Origin of the sequence: Pseudomonas sp. B1(2018) (assembly GCF_003097365.1) — a bacterium.
GTDB lineage: Bacteria > Pseudomonadota > Gammaproteobacteria > Pseudomonadales > Pseudomonadaceae > Aquipseudomonas > Aquipseudomonas laurylsulfatiphila.
Genome location: NZ_PYUK01000005.1, coordinates 310,666 through 326,015, shown reverse-complemented (window position 1 = coordinate 326,015; position 15,350 = coordinate 310,666). Strand labels below are relative to the sequence as shown.

Here is a 15,350-nt window from a genome sequence, read left to right as displayed (position 1 = left end):
GCCAGCTCCCACAGTGATTTGTGTTGGGCACAAAATTTGTGAACACCACCAAACCCTGTGGGAGCTGGCTTGCCAGCGATGGCCGCAACTCGGTTTCAAGTCAAACAATCAGCCCTTGAGCTTGGCCCAGATCCGGTCCTGCAGCTCCCGCGCCTTGTTGCTGCATTCCTTTTCCGGACGCAGGCGCGAGGCGAATTCGTCGGGCATGTTGATGGCATCCATCACCCGCCATTTGGCGTCGATCAGCTTGTCGCTCTGGATGCCGTTGTCGTAGGCGATGGCATTGGACACGGCGGCGGCGTTTTCCGGTTTCATCATCCAGTCGATGAAAATCTTCGCGTTGCCGGGGTGCGGCGCGCTCTTCGGTACGGCGAAGTTGTCCTGGAACATCGCCAGGCCTTCCTTCGGATACACGTACTTGATGGTGCTCTTCTGCAGGGTGGCGCGGGCAGTGGAGCCGTTCCAGTTCTGCATCATGATCACTTCGCCGGAGGCCATGCGGTCGACGGTGTTGTCCGAGCTGTACATCTTCAGGAAGGGTTTCTGTTTTTGCAGCAGTTCGAGGATGCGCTTGGCGTCCTGAGGGTTTTCGCTGCACTCGTCGACATTCAGGTAGTGGCTGGCGGCGTTGATCACGCTGCTGGAGGTGTCGAGGGCGGCGAGCTGGCCTTGCAGTTCCTTGCGCGGCTCGAAGAACTCTTTCCACGAGTCGTCGAGCTTGCCGCCGGGCACCCGGGCGCTGTCATAGGAGAACCCGGTGGTGCCCCACAGGTACGGTGCCGAGAACTTGCGGCCCGGGTCGAAACTCGGGTCGCGGAATGCCGGCTTGACGTACTGGAAGTTGGGCAGGGCCGAGGCGTCGATTTCCAGCAGCAGGTCCTGGTTGATCAACGTGCGCATGATCGATTGCGACGGCACGATCACGTCATAGGCTGCGCCCCCGGCCTGCAACTTGGCCAGCAGGGTTTCGTTGCTGTCGTAGCCGTCCATGGTGACCTTGATGCCGGTCTCCTTTTCGAACTTGGCCAGCAGGTCGACCGGGTAGTAATCGGTCCAGTTGTAGAAGAACAGCTCCTTGGGCTCGGCGGCCTGGGCGCTGAACGCAGTGAACGCGGTGAAGCAACTCAAGGCCAGACCGGCAACGGCGAAACGCATGCTTTTCACTTTATTGCTCATAAAAGTAACCTCCAGGCTCATTGTTGTTTGCCGCGCTGTCCCAGCCAGAAGGCCAGCACCACCAGCACGATGGAAATCACCAGCATCAGGGTCGAAATCGCGTTGATCTCAGGCGTCACGCCGGCCTTGATCGCCGAGAAGATGTACACCGGCAAGGTCGTTGAACCCGGCCCGGCGACAAAGAAGGTCATGATGAAATCGTCGAGGCTGACCACGAACGCCAGCACCGAGCCGGACAGCACCGCCGGCCACAGCAGCGGCAAGGTCACCCGGCGAAACACCTGCCAGGGGTTGGCGTACAGGTCGTTCGCCGCTTCCAGCAGGCTCTTGTCCAGGTCATTGAGCCGCGCGCGGATCGGCAGGTAGGCAAAGGGGATGCAAAAACCGATGTGGGCGACGATCACCGTCAGCAGACCGAGCTTGATTCCCAGCGCCATGAACAGCAGCAGGGTGGCGACGGCCGTGACGATCTCCGGCAGGATCAGCGGCAGGTTGATCCCGCCTTCGACCATTTTCTGTCCGTAGAACGGCCGGTACGTCGCCAGTGCCGCGAGCAGGGCAATCGCCGTGGCGCAGACCGTGGCGATGCTGGCGACGATGATCGAGTTCAACGCCGCGGTCTGGATCGACGGGTTGGCCAGGATGCGTCCGTACCAGGCGAACGAAAACTCGGTCCACACCGTCGCCGAACGGTTGGCGTTGAAGCTGTAGGCGATCAGCACGAAGATCGGCAGGTACAGATAGGCCAGCATCAACAGGCTGACTTCGCGGGTCAGCGGCAGTTTCTTCAGGTGCAGGGCAATCATGCTTGGGCTCCTGGGCGTTGGGTCCTGGCGGCGTTGCGGCTATAGAGGGCGTAGAGCACCAGGGACAGCAACATGATCCCCAGCAGCAGGAACGACAGCGAACTGCCCAGCGGCCAGTTGCGCGCGGTGCCGAACTGCTGCTGGATCAGGTTGCCGATCATCAGCGTCTTGCCGCCACCGAGGATCGCCGGGGTAATGAAGGCACCCAGGCTCGGCACGAACACCAGCAAGGCACCGGCAATCACCCCCGGCATCGACAGCGGCAAGATGATCCGCCGCAACGCATGCCAGCGATTGGCGCCCAGGTCGTAGGCGGCTTCCACCAGACGCCAGTCGAGTTTTTCCAGGGTCGAGTAGATCGGCAGGATCATGAACGGCAGGAAGCTGTAGACCAGGCCGACGCTGACCGCGAAGTCGTTGTAGAGCAGGGTGATGCCACCGGCCTGGGGGAACAGCGCGTTGAGGCTCTGGGCGACCCAGCCGTGTTCGCGCAGGATGATCAGCCAGGCATAGTTGCGAATCAGCAGGTTGGTCCAGAATGGGATGGTGATCAGCAACACCATCAGGTTGCGTCGGCGCGGCGTCAGGCTCGACATCCACAACGCCACCGGGAAACCGAACAGGAAGCACAGGACCGTGGTGCCACCGGCCTGGAACACCGAGCGCAACAACGCCTGGGCGTAGACCCAGTTCAGCTCCAGTTCGCCATCGAAACCTTCCTGGAAAAACAGCTGCACATAACTTTGCAATTGCCAGTTGGCCTGCCAGTCGACGCCGCCATAGACGTTGCGCGGCAACAGGCTGATGTAGCCCATGATGCCCAGCGGAATGGCGATCAGGGCCAGCAGGGTCAGGACGACCGGGCTGAGCAACAGCGCGCGGTTGAGGGCCGGGGAAGTGCTGCTGACGCTCATCTCAGGCCTCCATCAGCAGGCAGGCGTGGGGCGGCAGGTTGACCGCGACGCGATCGCCCACCACCCGCCCGTGGTTCAGGCCTTCGTTGTTCTCGCGCAGCATGACCTTGATGTCGTTGTTCAGACGGCACTGATAGAGCGTGGCCGTGCCGACATACAGCACGGCCTCGATCACGCCGCGCAGATGATGGGGCTGCGACGGTTCGACCAGTTGCGAACGCTCGGGGCGGAACGCCAGTTGCACCTTGCTGCCGTCAAAGCCCTGGGCCGGGCAGGGGATTTCCACGGGCATGCCGTTGGGCACGAAGAGCTTTTCGTTCTGCTGGCCACGCTTGAGATGCCCGGGGAGGAAGTTGATGTCGCCGATGAATTGCGCGACGAACTGATGCTGCGGACGTTCGTAGATCTCGTTGGGCGTGCCGATTTGCAGGATCTTGCCGGCGGACATCACGGCAATGCGATCGGACAGGGTCAGCGCTTCTTCCTGATCGTGGGTGACAAAAATGAAGGTGATCCCGGCCTCTTTTTGCACGCGCTTGAGTTCGACCTGCATTTCCTTGCGCAGCTTGAGGTCGAGCGCCGACAGCGGCTCGTCGAGCAACAGCACTTTCGGTTTCGGCGCCAGGGCCCGGGCCAGAGCTACCCGTTGCTGTTGGCCGCCGGACAGTTCGGCCGGTTTGCGTTTGGCCAGGTGCTGCATTTGCACCAGCGCGAGCATTTCCTCGACCCGCTGCGGGATCAGTTTGCGATCAAGGCCCTGCATCTCGAGGCCGAAGGCGATATTCTGCGCAACACTCATGTGCGGAAACAGCGCGTAACTCTGGAACACCGTGTTGACCCGACGTTTGAACGGCGGCAAATCGTTGACCGGCTCGCCCGCGAGGCGGATCTCACCGTCGCTGACGTGCTCGAAGCCGGCAATGGTGCGCAGCAGGGTGGTCTTGCCACAGCCCGAGGGGCCGAGCAGGGTGAAGAATTCGTTGTCGGCGATGTCGACAGAAACATTGTCCAGGGCTGGCGCCAGCCCAGGGTCGTCGGAATATCGTTTGGAGACGTTTCGCACTTCAATTGCAACTGGATGACCCATAATGGTGCATTCCTCTAATTATTGTATGCAAAATCTGGATGCAATTTAGAAATACCCGGATTAACCTGCTCGTGCAAGCCCCTTTTTCAAAGGCTGATCATTCGCCAGGGGCGTTTGCACAGGGCGCAAGGAGTTGATGAATGACGGAAAAGAAACTGGAAACCACGGTCGACCGCGTCTACCAAGGGGTTTACGAGGCGATCAGCAAGCGCTCGTTGCGTCCGGGGATGAAGCTGGGCGAAGCCTCGCTGGCAGAACTGTTCAACGTCAGCCGCACGTCTGTGCGGGCTGCCCTCAAGCAGTTGGAGGCCGATGGCTTGGTCACCACCGAGCCCAATAAAGGTGCATCGGTGTCATTGCCCAGTGACGAGGAGATCCGCTCGCTGTTCGAAACCCGGCGTCTGGTCGAGATCGGTATCGTCAGTGAACTGTGCCGTCGCCGGGATACGGCGGTGACCCAGGATCTGCGCGATCACTTGCTGCTGGAAGATGAAGCGCATCAAAGCGGTGATCACGAACGGCTGATTCACCTTCTCGGCGAGTTCCACATCAAGCTGGCCCGCAGCCTGAACAACCCGGTGCTGCTCGACTGGTTCCAGAAGCTGATTTCCCGGGCATCGCTGTATGCCGCCGCGCTCGATGACGACAGCCACGAAGCCTGCCGCGACGATGAACACCTGCGGTTGATCGAATACATCGAAGCGGGCAACCAGAGCGCTGCCATCGAGCTGACCTGCATGCATTTGAATGGCATCGAGAAGGCGATTCTCGATGTCGCGGCGACCCTGAAAAGCAGCTACAACCCGCTCAAGCACCTGATTGAGGTGTAGGAGCTACCGAAAGCTGCGATCTTTTAAAAGTCAAAGTCAAAAGATCGCAGCCTGCGGCAGCTCCTACAGGGGGCACCCATTTCATCGCATCAGCTATACCTCTATGAAACGAATCGCGCCCGGAATGCTCGAAACAAACGGGTGCCATTTACCGGGATAGAGCCAGCCGATGCAGTTTCTAGCGGATAGCCACGGGTGTGCCGGGTGGAACGGCGAAATGGCCGGGCGCATTCGTGCGTTCGACTGGAGCCGGACCGAACTTGGCCCGCTCGACTCATGGTCCAGGAGTCTGACCAGCGCGGTGCAGTTGATGCTCGCTTCGCCGCTGCCAATGGTGATGCTCTGGGGCCAGTCCGGGTACATGATCTATAACGACGCTTATTCCAAGTTTGCCGGTGGGCGTCATCCGTACCTGCTCGGCTCCACTGTGGAACTGGGTTGGCCAGAAGTCGCCGAATTCAATCGCCACGTGGTCGACACCTGCCTGGCGGGCGGCACCTTGTCCTTTCGCAACAAAGAACTGGTGCTGCTGCGTGACGGGGTTCCGGAAGATGTCTGGATGGACCTCTACTACAGCCCGGTAGCCGACGATGACGGACGCCCGGCCGGGGTCATGGCCATGGTGGTGGAAACCACGGATCGGGTGATCTCCGAACATCGGCGACAGGCGGCTGAAGACGCCTACCGCGCCGACAACGAACGGGTGCGCCTGGCGCTGAACGCCGGTGCATTGCTCGGCTCCTTTGTCTGGGACATCAAGGCCAACGTGATGTCGGGTGATGAGCGTTTTGCCCGCACGTTTTCCTATCCCCTCGGGCAAGACCTGGAAAACCTGTCCCAGGAAATCGCAGAAAGCCGCATCCATCCAGATGACCGCAGTTGGGTCCGGGAACGCGTCACGTTGTCGGTGGAGACGGGCGAGCCCTACAACGTCGAATACCGGATCCGGCGCCCCGACGGCAGTTACCTCTGGGTACTCGCCAGTGGCTGTTGCGAGTTCAATGAACAGGGCGAGGCGTTTCGTTTCCCCGGCGTGCTGATCGACATCCACGAACGCAAGACCGCCGAAGAGTCCTTGCTCAAGTTCACCCGCAACCTGGAGCAGCGGGTGGCCGATGAGGTCGAGGCGCGGCTGGCGGCGGAAGATCAATTGCGCCAGTCACAGAAGCTGGAAGCCATCGGCGGCCTCACGGGCGGTGTGGCCCATGACTTCAACAACCTGTTGCAAGTGATCGCCGGCAACCTGCACTTGCTGGCGCGCCATGAGCGGGGTAACGCCAATGTGCAGCGCCGGGTCTCGGCGTCGATTGCCGCCGTCGAGCGCGGTGCCAAGCTGTCCTCGCAATTGCTGGCGTTCGCCCGCCGCCAACCCTTGTCGCCCGCGGTCTTCACATTGCGGCAGATTTTCGATGGCCTGGCGGAGTTGTTGCTGCGGGCCCTGGGTGAAACCCTTCAGGTTCACATGACGGCACCCGAGGATTCGTGGAATGTGTTTGTTGATCGCAACCAACTGGAAAACGCCATTCTCAATCTGGCGATCAATGCCCGTGACGCCCTTCAAGGCGAGGGCAGGATTGACCTGTGCGCGGAAAACATCGTCCTCGATCGCACGTTTTGCGCCGGTAGGGGCATTGCCCCGGGGGACTATGTGCGGGTGTCCGTGACCGATACCGGCGTCGGCATGCCGCCACAGGTGCTGGCCCAGGCGTTCGAGCCGTTCTTCACCACCAAGGCCGACGGGCAGGGCACCGGCTTGGGCTTGAGCATGGTGTTTGGCTTCGTCAAGCAGAGTGGCGGTCATATCGAAATCGCCAGTGACGTGGGGCGGGGGACCCGGGTGCAATTGTACTTTCCGCGTACCCTGCGCGCGGTACCCAGTGAAAGGCCGGGGCCCGATTTACCGCAACGGGGCGGGCACGAACGCATCCTGGTGGTCGAGGACAATGAGGCTGTGAGAGTGTCGGCGGTGGAGTTGTTGGGCGAGGAGGGTTATCAAGTCCTCACGGCCGCCAACGCAGACGTCGCCATGCAAATGTTGCTGGATGGGGTGACGGTGGACCTGATATTCACCGACGTGGTCATGCCCGGCCTGATCAAGAGTTCGGATCTGGCGGCCTGGGCTAAGGTGCAGGAGCCGCCGGTGGCGGTGCTGTTCACTTCGGGGCATACCCGCGACATCATCTCGCGCAATCACCAGCTTAGTCCGGATACCCATTTGCTCAGCAAACCCTACAGTCCTGAAGCGTTGACGCAAATGGTGCGGACAGTTCTTGGCGGCTGACCAAATTCCCTGTGGGCGAGCTAACGCTCGGCCTGTAGGAGCTGCCGCAGGCTGCGATCTTTTGATCTTGATCTTGCGCCCCCTTCGACATTGTCAAAAATCAAAATCAAAAGATCGCAGCCTGCGGCAGCTCCTACAGGGAAACACTCTTCCATCAGTACCATGGATGGCACAGTTATTTGCTCGGATGGGCGGCCTGGAGTTTTTTCGCCATTTTCAGGTGTTTTTCCAGCGTCGGCAGCATTTCTTGCGCAAAGCCCTTGAGCTCGGTGGCGCCTTTGACCCGGTCGTCCGTCACTGTATTGGCTTCCTTCTTGAACAGGTCGATGGTTTCTTCATGGGCCTTGACCTGGTTGTCGGCATAGGCCGCGTCGAAGGATTCGTCGCGCATGTCGAGGATTTTTTCCTTGGCTTGCTTGGTCAGCGTCGTGCTGTCCGGCACTTCGATGTCGAATTTTTTCGCCAGGGCGGCCAGGTCATGGTTGGCCTTGGAATGATCGGTAATCATCATCTTGGCGAATTTCTTGATGTCGGCCGATGCACTTTTTTCCAGGGCCAGCCGGCTGGTCTCGACTTCGGCGATGCCGCCGGCGGCTGCTTTGTCGACAAAGTCATTGGACGTGGCAGCCAGGGCACTGCCCATGCAGCTGCTCATTGCGATAACCAGGGCCAGGTGACGTACGTTGAATCTGTCCATTGGTGATTCTCCACACAGGTTTCCAAAGGTGATCGAGTGATCGTTAACCGGTGGAGGCGACGGCGCAGACAAAGGTTTTATCGCATTTGCGACAGGACGACGAACGGGCACCGCTGGTCTGACAGGTGGTCGACAGAATGGGCCAACCGAGGCCATTCTGATAGTTGGTGAACGCAATCAGTCGGCGTTTGCTACCGATTAACAAACGGAGGTGTTCCATGCCGGTGCCCCATGACCTTTTTCAGGATCTGAGTTGCACAAAGGAAGAAATCCAGCAGAAACGCACCAAGGATCCGTTACTGGATTCACTGATCAACAAGTATTCCCAGGCTGATGCCGATGTGGTGAAAGCGGAGCAAGCCAAATCCAGCGATGATGCGGTGACGAAGCTCAAGGCGAAGCGCTTGGAGGTCAAGGACAAGATCGTCAAACAACTCCAGTTGCGGTCCTGATCCAGCGTGCCTGCCACCGACGATCGGTGACTGGAAAGTTGGAACGGCCACCAGAACCGGCACCTCGAATGCTCAGAGACCGATATTACGGCTCTCAACGAGGTGCCTCATGACCCAGCCCAAATATCCCAGTGAACAACAGGGTGGCTACGACCCGATACCCACTCATCCCGAACCGCTGAGCCCCGAACACACCACGGTCAATCCCGAGGAAGAACCGGGCATCGATGAATGGCCGGACGATGAAGGTGTCGACAACGATCCAGAATGAACACCGTCCCCTGTGGGAGCAAGCTCGCTCCCACATTGGTGCTTGGTTGAACTCAACAGATCATTGCAACGCCTTGCTCAAAGGCAACCGCGCCATGTTCTGCGCCTTCAGTGAACCGAAATACAACCAGTCCCCATACTCGCGTACCGTGGTGATCGGTGAGTAGTTGTCGCTGCTGCCGTCCTGCAGATTGGCGATCACTTTGCCTTCAAGGTCCAGGCCCAGGGCGAACCCGCGCTTTTCCACGGGTTTGGGCAGGACAGTCATGGCTCGCACGATCATTTTGCGCACGAACGGATGCGCCGCCGTGCCGTCGAGCAGGGCGTTTCGGGGGGCATACAATGCTACCCAGAACCGGTCGTGACCATTGAAGGACAGGTTGTCTGGCAGGCCCGGCAGGTTGTCGATGAACAGGTCTTGGGTGCCGGCCTTGGGGCCGCTGAGCCAATAGCGGCTGATGCGGTAGGCGCCGGTTTCATTGACCAGCACGTAGGCATCGTCCGGTCCCAGGGCCACGCCGTTGGCAAACTCCAGCTTGTCCAGCACAACCGATGTTTTTCCGGTCTGGAAGTCGTAGCGCAGCAATCGACCGTCACCACCGTGTTCGAGCACGGCCTCACCGTCGTGGCCATACCCGAAGCGGCTCGAAGCATCGCTGAAATAAGCGTAGTGACCGGGTTTGTCGATGACCACATCGTCGGTAAAACCGAAGGGAACGCCGCCGGCTTCTGTGGTCAAGGCCACCAGGCGACCCTGGGCGTCGAGAGACAACAAACCCTTGACGGCATCGGCGATCACCAGCAGACCGTTGGGATGCCGGGCCAGGCCCAGTGGGCGGCCACCGGTGTCGGCCAGGACTTTGGTGGTCTTGCCATCCAGGCTGGTGCGGATCAGGCGGCCGTCGTGCAGGCCGGTGATCAGCGTGTCGTTTTCCAGCAGCAGGGCTTCCGGCCCGTCGATACCGGCGGCACCGACGCGCTCCATGCCTTTGAGGCGCTGATTGTCGGCGTAGATTCCGCTGGAGAGGGACGGCGCGGGTTGTGGCGTCCAGGCCACCGGTCGCACTTTGGTCGGCATCAGCAGCAGGAAGGCGCCGATGACGACAAGGACCAGCAGCAGGCATTTGAGGATTCTGCTCACGCGTTGACTCCGGTTGCCACCAGGTATTTCTGCGCCATCTCGCGCAATGCTTGCATCGACGCCGCCGATTCCCGATCGATTCGCCGCTTGAGCAACAACCGGTTGGCAATCCGCATCGCCAGACCGCTGAATCGGTATTCCAGGGTGCGGACGAAACGTGTGTCCTTGCCCAGGGCTTCGCATTCGTAGGTCAGCACCAGCGACAGGCCATGGTCACCCTGGGCACGCGCGCTCCAGCGCTGGCCGGGCAGGTAGTGCGCCACTTCCCAGATCAAGTGTCCTTCACGGCCGCCGGCACGGATGTCTTCCTCGAAACGTGCGCCGGCCTGCAATGGACCTTTTGGCCCGTCGATATGCAGCGACGACGGGTGCCATTGCGGCCAAAGGGTCACGGTGCTGGCGTAGGCCAATACATCGATCGGGTGTCCGGCAATGACAATCTGATGCTGCATGCGGGTCATGGGCGTTCTCGTCGGGTTGAGCGGCGCAGGTTCCGGCTCCCAATAGAGGGTGCCGAACAGGTAGTCCATCAGCGGGAAAACGATGTTGAAATTGCGCTCCTGCATCCGTTCGCGGCGGTGGTGCAGTTCGTGCAGCCGGCGCATCTGGCGGATCCACGGCAGCCGTGTGAGCGGATTGTGCGACGGCAGATGTTCACAGGCATGAAACACTTCATAAGCCAGGTAGCCGAGGACAAGAACGCCGCCGACCAGTCCGGCGACGTTGCTATCGAAGTGCTTGAGCAGCCACCAGATGGGCAGGGCCACGGCGAGTGTGTGCAGTACGATCAGCCAGGCCGGAAACAGGATCACCCGCCAGTCGCGGGCGCTGTCGTAGGTCATGTGGTCAGGGGTGAAAAAGCTGTGGTGGTCGCCGGCGTGACGGGCATAAAACATCCGGGCGAAGCGCTTTTTATGATGCCCCAGGTGGCGATGCACCATGTACACGCCGAGGTTGAACGCTAGCAGCGTGACGGGTACCGCAAGCCATTGCGCCGGCTGTACCCGATGCACGTTGCTCCAGAAAGCGCTGATCGCCAGCGCCCCGACCAACAGGACAAAAGCGCCGTGCAGCCAAGGGTTGTAGAGCGGATGAATGGCGGCGCGGTAACGGCTGCGGAATCCTTCGGTGGTCTGCCTCACTGCAATCACCTGTGGTTATTGTTATTTCCTGCAGATTAGTCGATTCCGCTGTTTTGGCGGGGCGAACCTTGAGGACACAACGGCCATGATCCGGTGCAAACCGGTTTCACGTCAGCGGGTCCCAGCGTTGCGACCAGTCTTCGTCGGAATCGATCACCTCGCGCAGCAGGTCGAAGGCGCGTTGCAGCGTCGGCGAGTCACGATCGCGGGAGTAGACCAGATAGGTCGGGTAGCTGAACTCCGGAGCCTTGGGCACCCGTTCCAGGGCGCCGCTATCGAGATAACTTTGCACGACACGGGTGCGGAAGTAACCACTGCCGCCGTTTTCTAGAAGGTACTGCAAGCCCAACGGGCCAAGATTGAAGCTCAGCGCAGCCTTGGCTTTTTCCGGCAGGGCGGCATCGTGCTGGCGCCGGAATTCGGCGCCCCAATCGATGTACACATAAGGATCGGGTCTGTCGGCCAGGCGCACGAGAATCAGTTTTTCTTCGAGCACCTGCTCGACCTGCAAACGCGGCCAATACTCGGGCTGATACACCAGCGCGGCATCCAGAACGCCCAACTCCAGTTGGCGCAGGAGGTTTTCGCCGTCATGGATTTCCATGCGCAGGGCGTGGCTGGGGATGTGCTTGCGGATTGCGCCGGCCCAGCCGAGCATCAGCGGGTTACACAGGCTCACCTCGCCACCGATATGCAGCACATCGCGATAACCCTCGGGCAAGGGCAGATCACGCCGCGCGGCGTCCCAGGTTTGCACCAGTTGATTGGCGTACACCACGAACGCTTCACCGTTGGGCGTCAGGCGAGCACCGGCACGGTTGCGCACGAACAGGGTACTGCCCAGTTGGCTCTCGAGTTTCTGCACCCGTGCGGTGATCGCGGTCTGGGTGACATGGAGCTTTTGCGCGGCGGCAGCCAGGCTGCCATGGCGGACGATTTCGAGGAAGGTGCGGGCGAGGTCGATGTCCATGGGGCGGCCGGTGTGGGGAGTCCGGGCATTGTAAGTTCACTCACTCCCTTCGGATACCCAAGCCAGGCCGCTTCCATGATTGCCCTGCCAGTGCACGGACGACACATTCTCCGGCCGAGAGTTTTAAGTCCCTGATAGATCGGTTAGATTCCCCCGCTCGATTTGACGGACAAGGACAGCTACCCAGTGTTATTTCTTAATGGCAGTAACCCAAAAGGCCTCTTGATCGCGGTGCTGATAGCCGTCGGCCTGGCCGGGACTCCTGTGCGCGCCATCTCCGCCAGCAACCTGCCTGACACCATCATGATGACGAGTCGCGCGACAGGGGCGAGCGGGCCCATGTTCGATGCCACGAAATGGTTCCGCAGTGGCATGTACGTGCCTCAGGAACTCGATGGCAAGGTGAATCCCTACATCATGACTCGCAGCAAGCCCTTTGTTTTCAAGGCCAAGGACAACGAGTTTCTGATCCAGGCAGCCATTGAGGCGTTGGAGGATGTTCAGCCCGAAGTGAACACCAGTCCCGTCTGGAATGCCTGGCCAGTACTGACCCGGCGTGTGCGTTACGACTACAGCGTCTTCAGCGCCCCGGACAAACCGTCGGATATTTACAACCTTTATCTTCAGGTGAGCTATCGCCGGTTTGTCATCGGTGTTCAGCTTGATGGAGACGATGGCAACCTTGCTTTTGACGGTGAGGTGGTGGAAGTGGACAACACAAACGAAGAGCACGAAGGGTACATCAAAGTCTTCGAAGAAATGGATGACGCCGGTACTCGTTGAGCCTTGAAACGACGAATCCCGCCACGAGGGGCGGGATTCGATTGCGGCCTTGCACGCTCCCGAAGATCGGGAGCCAGGTGCTTAGGACGGGAACAGCTCGGACAGTTTCATGGCCAGCATCATGTCGCCTTCAGCGCGCAGTTTGCCGCCCATGAACGCTTGCATGCCGTCGGTTTCGCCGCTGACGATGCCTTCCAGGGTTTCGCCGTCCATCACCAGAGTCACCTGGGCGTCAGGGTTCTCGCCTTCCTGCAGCTCGCAAGTCTGGTCTTTGACGATCAGCGAGAAGTTCTTGGTGTCGTCGATGCGGAAACCGAAGACCAGGTCCAGACCGGCAGCAGCGGCTGGGTTGAACTTGGCTTTCATTGCTTGTACGGCGTCTGCTACGGAGGTCATGGTTCGATCCTTTCTTGGGTAATAAGAGCTGGGTGATTACAGCCAGGGTCACAATAGTCCGGACTCAGCGAAACGTGATGAGTTCCGGGGCCTTCAACAGTTGCAGGTGCGCATGACTGTTGAAGGAAGCCAGCGACACCTCGCGACCACGAAACTTCAGCTGGTTGAGCGAGGTGTTGACGATTTGCCAGTTCAATTCAAAGGCCTGCCGGGCAGGCATTTGCGTAATCAGGTGGAGCAGGGCGGTGATGGTGCCGCCGGAAGTGAACACGGCGATTTTCTGGGTGTTGTCGGCCTGGTCGAGGATGCGATGCAAGCCGGCCCGCACCCGCTCGACAAACCCCAGCCAGCTTTCCAGGCCCGGTGTGTCGTAGGTACCGGCGAGCCAGCGTTCGATGATCAGGGCGAAGATGCGCTGGAACTCGCCACGGTTTTGCGCGGCGTTGCGCAAGATGTTCAGCGCTTCGGGTTCGTCCGGCAACATGGCCGGCAACAGCGCGCGGATCACCGCGTCGGCGTCGAATTCGTTGAAGGCAGAGTCGGTTTCCAGCAGCGGCACCGGCAGGCCCACCGCGGCGAATTGTTCCAGCGCGCTGTTGGCCGTGTGCTGCTGGCGGCGCAGATCCCCTGCCAGGCAGCGGTCGAAGCTGATCCCGAGTTCGGCCAGGTGCCGGCCAAGGATTTCCGCCTGACGGATGCCGGTCGGCGACAGGACGTCGTAGTCGTCTGCACCGAAGGAGGCCTGGCCATGTCGAATCAAATAGATACTGCCCACGTCCGCGTCATCCCGGTACGTTGAAGGTTTGGCGAGGTTATGAGGATGGCGGTGAGCTGTCAATGAAAAAACATACGCTTGTTTGAAATGCTCGTTACAGGCCCGTTGCCAGAGGTTTCACGGCTGGTCGCAAGGTCGGCGCATGGGTATGCTGGAGGTATCCCGCGCGCGTTCAAGCCGCGCATCGTTTGAGGAGTCCCCGTGGAGTTTTTTTCCGAGTACGCCATTTTTCTGGCCAAGACCGTGACCCTGGTGATCGCCATTCTGGTGGTCCTGGCCAGTTTTGCGGCCCTGCGCAGCAAGGGGCGGCGCAAGTCGTCCGGCCAGTTGCAGGTCAGCAAGCTCAATGATTTCTACAAAGGGCTGCGCGAACGTCTGGAGCAAACCTTGCTCGACAAGGACCAGCTCAAGGCCCTGCGCAAGACCCAGGCCAAGACCGACAAGAAGCAGAAGAAAAAAACCGAGGTCAAACCCCGGGTGTTCGTGCTCGATTTCAACGGCGATATCAAGGCTTCGGCCACCGAGAGCCTGCGCCACGAAATCACGGCCTTGCTGACCCTCGCCACCCCCAAGGACGAAGTGGTCCTGCGCCTGGAAAGCGGCGGCGGCATGGTTCACAGCTACGGCCTCGCTTCTTCGCAACTGGCGCGTATCCGCGAAGCCGGCGTGCCCCTGACCGTGTGCATCGACAAGGTTGCGGCCAGCGGTGGTTACATGATGGCGTGCATCGGCCAGAAGATCATCAGCGCACCGTTCGCGATCCTCGGCTCGATTGGCGTGGTGGCGCAGTTGCCCAACGTCAATCGGTTGCTGAAAAAACACGACATCGATTTCGAAGTGCTGACCGCCGGTGAATACAAACGTACCCTGACCGTGTTTGGCGAAAACACCGAGAAGGGCCGGGAGAAGTTCCAGCAAGACCTGGACATCACCCATCAACTGTTCAAGAACTTCGTGTCGCGCTACCGTCCGCAACTGGCGATCGATGAAGTGGCCACCGGCGAAATCTGGCTGGGCGTCGCGGCGCTGGACAAGCACCTGGTCGACGAACTCAAGACCAGTGATGAATACCTCGCCGAGCGCGCCAGCAAGTCCGAGCTCTATCACTTGCATTACGCCGAACGCAAAAGCCTGCCGGAGCGCATCGGCATGGCGGCCAGCGGCTCGGTCGATCGCGTGCTGTTGAGTTGGTGGAGCCGTTTGACCGAGCAACGTTTCTGGTAACGGGCCGGGAAATTTTGCCAAACATCCAGCCGGGGCATTTGCCCCGGTTTTTTTTGGTGTTTTCACTGGTTTGGAGTGCACGTCATTTTCAGCGCGGGCACGGTCCCTTGTAGGAGCTGCCGCAGGCTGCGATCTTTTGATCTTGAAAGACAACATCAAAAGATCGCAGCCTGCGGCAGCTCCTACAGGGTTCGTGCCGTTTCAGAACAGCTCGCTGAACGGGATAAACCGCGCAGCGTAATGCCCTCAAGCACTTCGGTATTTGTGTCGTCTTCAATTATCGGTAGGAGCTGGCTTGCCAGCGAACGCTTGCCCGATGTCTTCCACGGCGCGGCGAAATCTCTGTAGTCGGCAGGCGATCGTTCCTGCTTTCGGCAACGCGGCGGCTGGTTATGTTGGTGTTCCA

17 protein-coding genes are annotated in these 15,350 nt (G+C 60.0%); 6 read left to right on the top strand and 11 right to left on the bottom strand.

Annotation, left to right across the window (positions count from 1 at the left end):
* Positions 1-108: 108 nt before the first annotated feature.
* Genes C9422_RS10655 through C9422_RS10640 form a run of 4 tightly spaced genes read right to left on the bottom strand, consistent with a single transcriptional unit; the run spans position 109 to position 3,983 of the window.
* Entirely contained in the window at positions 109-1,176 is a 1,068-nt protein-coding gene (locus C9422_RS10655; RefSeq protein WP_116580634.1) for an extracellular solute-binding protein, read from the bottom strand.
* A gap of 17 nt (positions 1,177-1,193) precedes the next feature.
* Positions 1,194-1,982: an ABC transporter permease gene (locus tag C9422_RS10650; protein WP_007995935.1), complete on the bottom strand. Its 789-nt coding sequence runs from the start codon at positions 1,980-1,982 to the stop codon at positions 1,194-1,196.
* On the bottom strand, positions 1,979-2,896 hold the full coding sequence (locus C9422_RS10645) for an ABC transporter permease (protein ID WP_116580633.1): 918 nt from the start codon (positions 2,894-2,896) through the stop codon (positions 1,979-1,981). Before C9422_RS10645 ends, C9422_RS10650 begins: the two co-directional genes overlap by 4 nt.
* A 1-nt stretch (position 2,897) precedes the next feature.
* On the bottom strand, positions 2,898-3,983 hold the full coding sequence (locus C9422_RS10640; RefSeq protein ID WP_015094871.1) for an ABC transporter ATP-binding protein: 1,086 nt from the start codon (positions 3,981-3,983) through the stop codon (positions 2,898-2,900).
* 140 nt (positions 3,984-4,123) lie between these two features.
* Here C9422_RS10640 and C9422_RS10635 point away from each other — a divergent pair, with 140 nt between their 5' ends.
* A complete protein-coding gene (locus C9422_RS10635) occupies positions 4,124-4,813 on the top strand; it encodes a GntR family transcriptional regulator (RefSeq protein ID WP_007973313.1) in 690 nt (229 codons plus the stop codon).
* A 169-nt stretch (positions 4,814-4,982) separates the two neighbouring features.
* Positions 4,983-7,094, top strand: coding sequence for a PAS domain-containing sensor histidine kinase (locus C9422_RS10630; protein ID WP_116580632.1), 2,112 nt, complete (start codon positions 4,983-4,985; stop codon positions 7,092-7,094).
* Positions 7,095-7,269: 175 nt separating this feature from the next.
* Here the strand turns inward: C9422_RS10630 and C9422_RS10625 are convergent, their stop codons facing one another.
* Together C9422_RS10625 and C9422_RS32205 are read right to left on the bottom strand one after the other, a co-directional pair.
* Positions 7,270-7,791: a DUF4142 domain-containing protein gene (locus tag C9422_RS10625; RefSeq protein ID WP_116580631.1), complete on the bottom strand. Its 522-nt coding sequence runs from the start codon at positions 7,789-7,791 to the stop codon at positions 7,270-7,272.
* A 43-nt stretch (positions 7,792-7,834) separates the two neighbouring features.
* A complete protein-coding gene (locus tag C9422_RS32205) occupies positions 7,835-8,011 on the bottom strand; it encodes a hypothetical protein (RefSeq protein ID WP_165824763.1) in 177 nt (58 codons plus the stop codon).
* Here C9422_RS32205 and C9422_RS10620 point away from each other — a divergent pair.
* Together C9422_RS10620 and C9422_RS32200 are read left to right on the top strand one after the other, a co-directional pair.
* A complete protein-coding gene (locus C9422_RS10620) occupies positions 8,010-8,243 on the top strand; it encodes a DUF465 domain-containing protein (RefSeq protein WP_116580630.1) in 234 nt (77 codons plus the stop codon). The genes C9422_RS32205 and C9422_RS10620 overlap by 2 nt on opposite strands.
* 109 nt (positions 8,244-8,352) lie before the next feature.
* Entirely contained in the window at positions 8,353-8,514 is a 162-nt protein-coding gene (locus C9422_RS32200; RefSeq protein WP_007976519.1) for a hypothetical protein, read from the top strand.
* Positions 8,515-8,574: 60 nt separating this feature from the next.
* Here the strand turns inward: C9422_RS32200 and C9422_RS10615 are convergent, their stop codons facing one another.
* The 3 genes from C9422_RS10615 to C9422_RS10605 form a co-directional block, all read right to left on the bottom strand.
* A complete protein-coding gene (locus C9422_RS10615; RefSeq protein WP_116580629.1) occupies positions 8,575-9,654 on the bottom strand; it encodes an SMP-30/gluconolactonase/LRE family protein in 1,080 nt (359 codons plus the stop codon).
* A complete protein-coding gene (locus C9422_RS10610) occupies positions 9,651-10,796 on the bottom strand; it encodes an SRPBCC family protein (protein WP_116580628.1) in 1,146 nt (381 codons plus the stop codon). The genes C9422_RS10615 and C9422_RS10610 overlap by 4 nt, the downstream gene beginning before the upstream one ends.
* A gap of 106 nt (positions 10,797-10,902) precedes the next feature.
* Positions 10,903-11,766, bottom strand: coding sequence for a LysR family transcriptional regulator (locus tag C9422_RS10605; RefSeq protein ID WP_116580627.1), 864 nt, complete (start codon positions 11,764-11,766; stop codon positions 10,903-10,905).
* Positions 11,767-11,952: 186 nt separating this feature from the next.
* On the opposite strand from C9422_RS10605, the gene C9422_RS10600 reads away from it, so the two are divergent.
* Complete coding sequence (locus tag C9422_RS10600) at positions 11,953-12,549, top strand: hypothetical protein (RefSeq protein ID WP_133249010.1); 597 nt, start codon at positions 11,953-11,955, stop codon at positions 12,547-12,549.
* An 81-nt stretch (positions 12,550-12,630) separates the two neighbouring features.
* Here C9422_RS10600 and C9422_RS10595 read toward each other — a convergent pair whose 3' ends face one another.
* A complete protein-coding gene (locus C9422_RS10595) occupies positions 12,631-12,945 on the bottom strand; it encodes an SCP2 sterol-binding domain-containing protein (protein WP_007987439.1) in 315 nt (104 codons plus the stop codon).
* 64 nt (positions 12,946-13,009) lie between these two features.
* The gene (locus C9422_RS10590; protein ID WP_015094879.1) at positions 13,010-13,720 is read right to left on the bottom strand and encodes a histidine phosphatase family protein; all 711 of its coding nucleotides are present in this window, start codon (positions 13,718-13,720) and stop codon (positions 13,010-13,012) included.
* Positions 13,721-13,921: 201 nt separating this feature from the next.
* Between C9422_RS10590 and sohB the strand changes: the two genes are divergently transcribed.
* The gene (sohB, locus tag C9422_RS10585) at positions 13,922-14,944 is read left to right on the top strand and encodes a protease SohB (protein ID WP_116580625.1); all 1,023 of its coding nucleotides are present in this window, start codon (positions 13,922-13,924) and stop codon (positions 14,942-14,944) included.
* The last annotated feature ends 406 nt before the right edge of the window (positions 14,945-15,350 follow it).

What these genes read in the sequence shown, in the direction of transcription:
- C9422_RS10635 (WP_007973313.1), top strand. Translation starts at nt 4,124, where the DNA reads ATGACGGAAAAGAAACTGGAAACCACGGTCGACCGCGTCTACCAAGGG.
- C9422_RS10655 (WP_116580634.1), bottom strand. Translation starts at nt 1,176, where the DNA reads ATGAGCAATAAAGTGAAAAGCATGCGTTTCGCCGTTGCCGGTCTGGCC.
- C9422_RS32205 (WP_165824763.1), bottom strand. Translation starts at nt 8,011, where the DNA reads ATGGAACACCTCCGTTTGTTAATCGGTAGCAAACGCCGACTGATTGCG.
- C9422_RS10625 (WP_116580631.1), bottom strand. Translation starts at nt 7,791, where the DNA reads ATGGACAGATTCAACGTACGTCACCTGGCCCTGGTTATCGCAATGAGC.
- C9422_RS10640 (WP_015094871.1), bottom strand. Translation starts at nt 3,983, where the DNA reads ATGGGTCATCCAGTTGCAATTGAAGTGCGAAACGTCTCCAAACGATAT.
- C9422_RS10645 (WP_116580633.1), bottom strand. Translation starts at nt 2,896, where the DNA reads ATGAGCGTCAGCAGCACTTCCCCGGCCCTCAACCGCGCGCTGTTGCTC.
- C9422_RS10650 (WP_007995935.1), bottom strand. Translation starts at nt 1,982, where the DNA reads ATGATTGCCCTGCACCTGAAGAAACTGCCGCTGACCCGCGAAGTCAGC.
- C9422_RS10620 (WP_116580630.1), top strand. Translation starts at nt 8,010, where the DNA reads ATGCCGGTGCCCCATGACCTTTTTCAGGATCTGAGTTGCACAAAGGAA.
- C9422_RS10630 (WP_116580632.1), top strand. Translation starts at nt 4,983, where the DNA reads ATGCAGTTTCTAGCGGATAGCCACGGGTGTGCCGGGTGGAACGGCGAA.
- C9422_RS10595 (WP_007987439.1), bottom strand. Translation starts at nt 12,945, where the DNA reads ATGACCTCCGTAGCAGACGCCGTACAAGCAATGAAAGCCAAGTTCAAC.
- C9422_RS10605 (WP_116580627.1), bottom strand. Translation starts at nt 11,766, where the DNA reads ATGGACATCGACCTCGCCCGCACCTTCCTCGAAATCGTCCGCCATGGC.
- C9422_RS32200 (WP_007976519.1), top strand. Translation starts at nt 8,353, where the DNA reads ATGACCCAGCCCAAATATCCCAGTGAACAACAGGGTGGCTACGACCCG.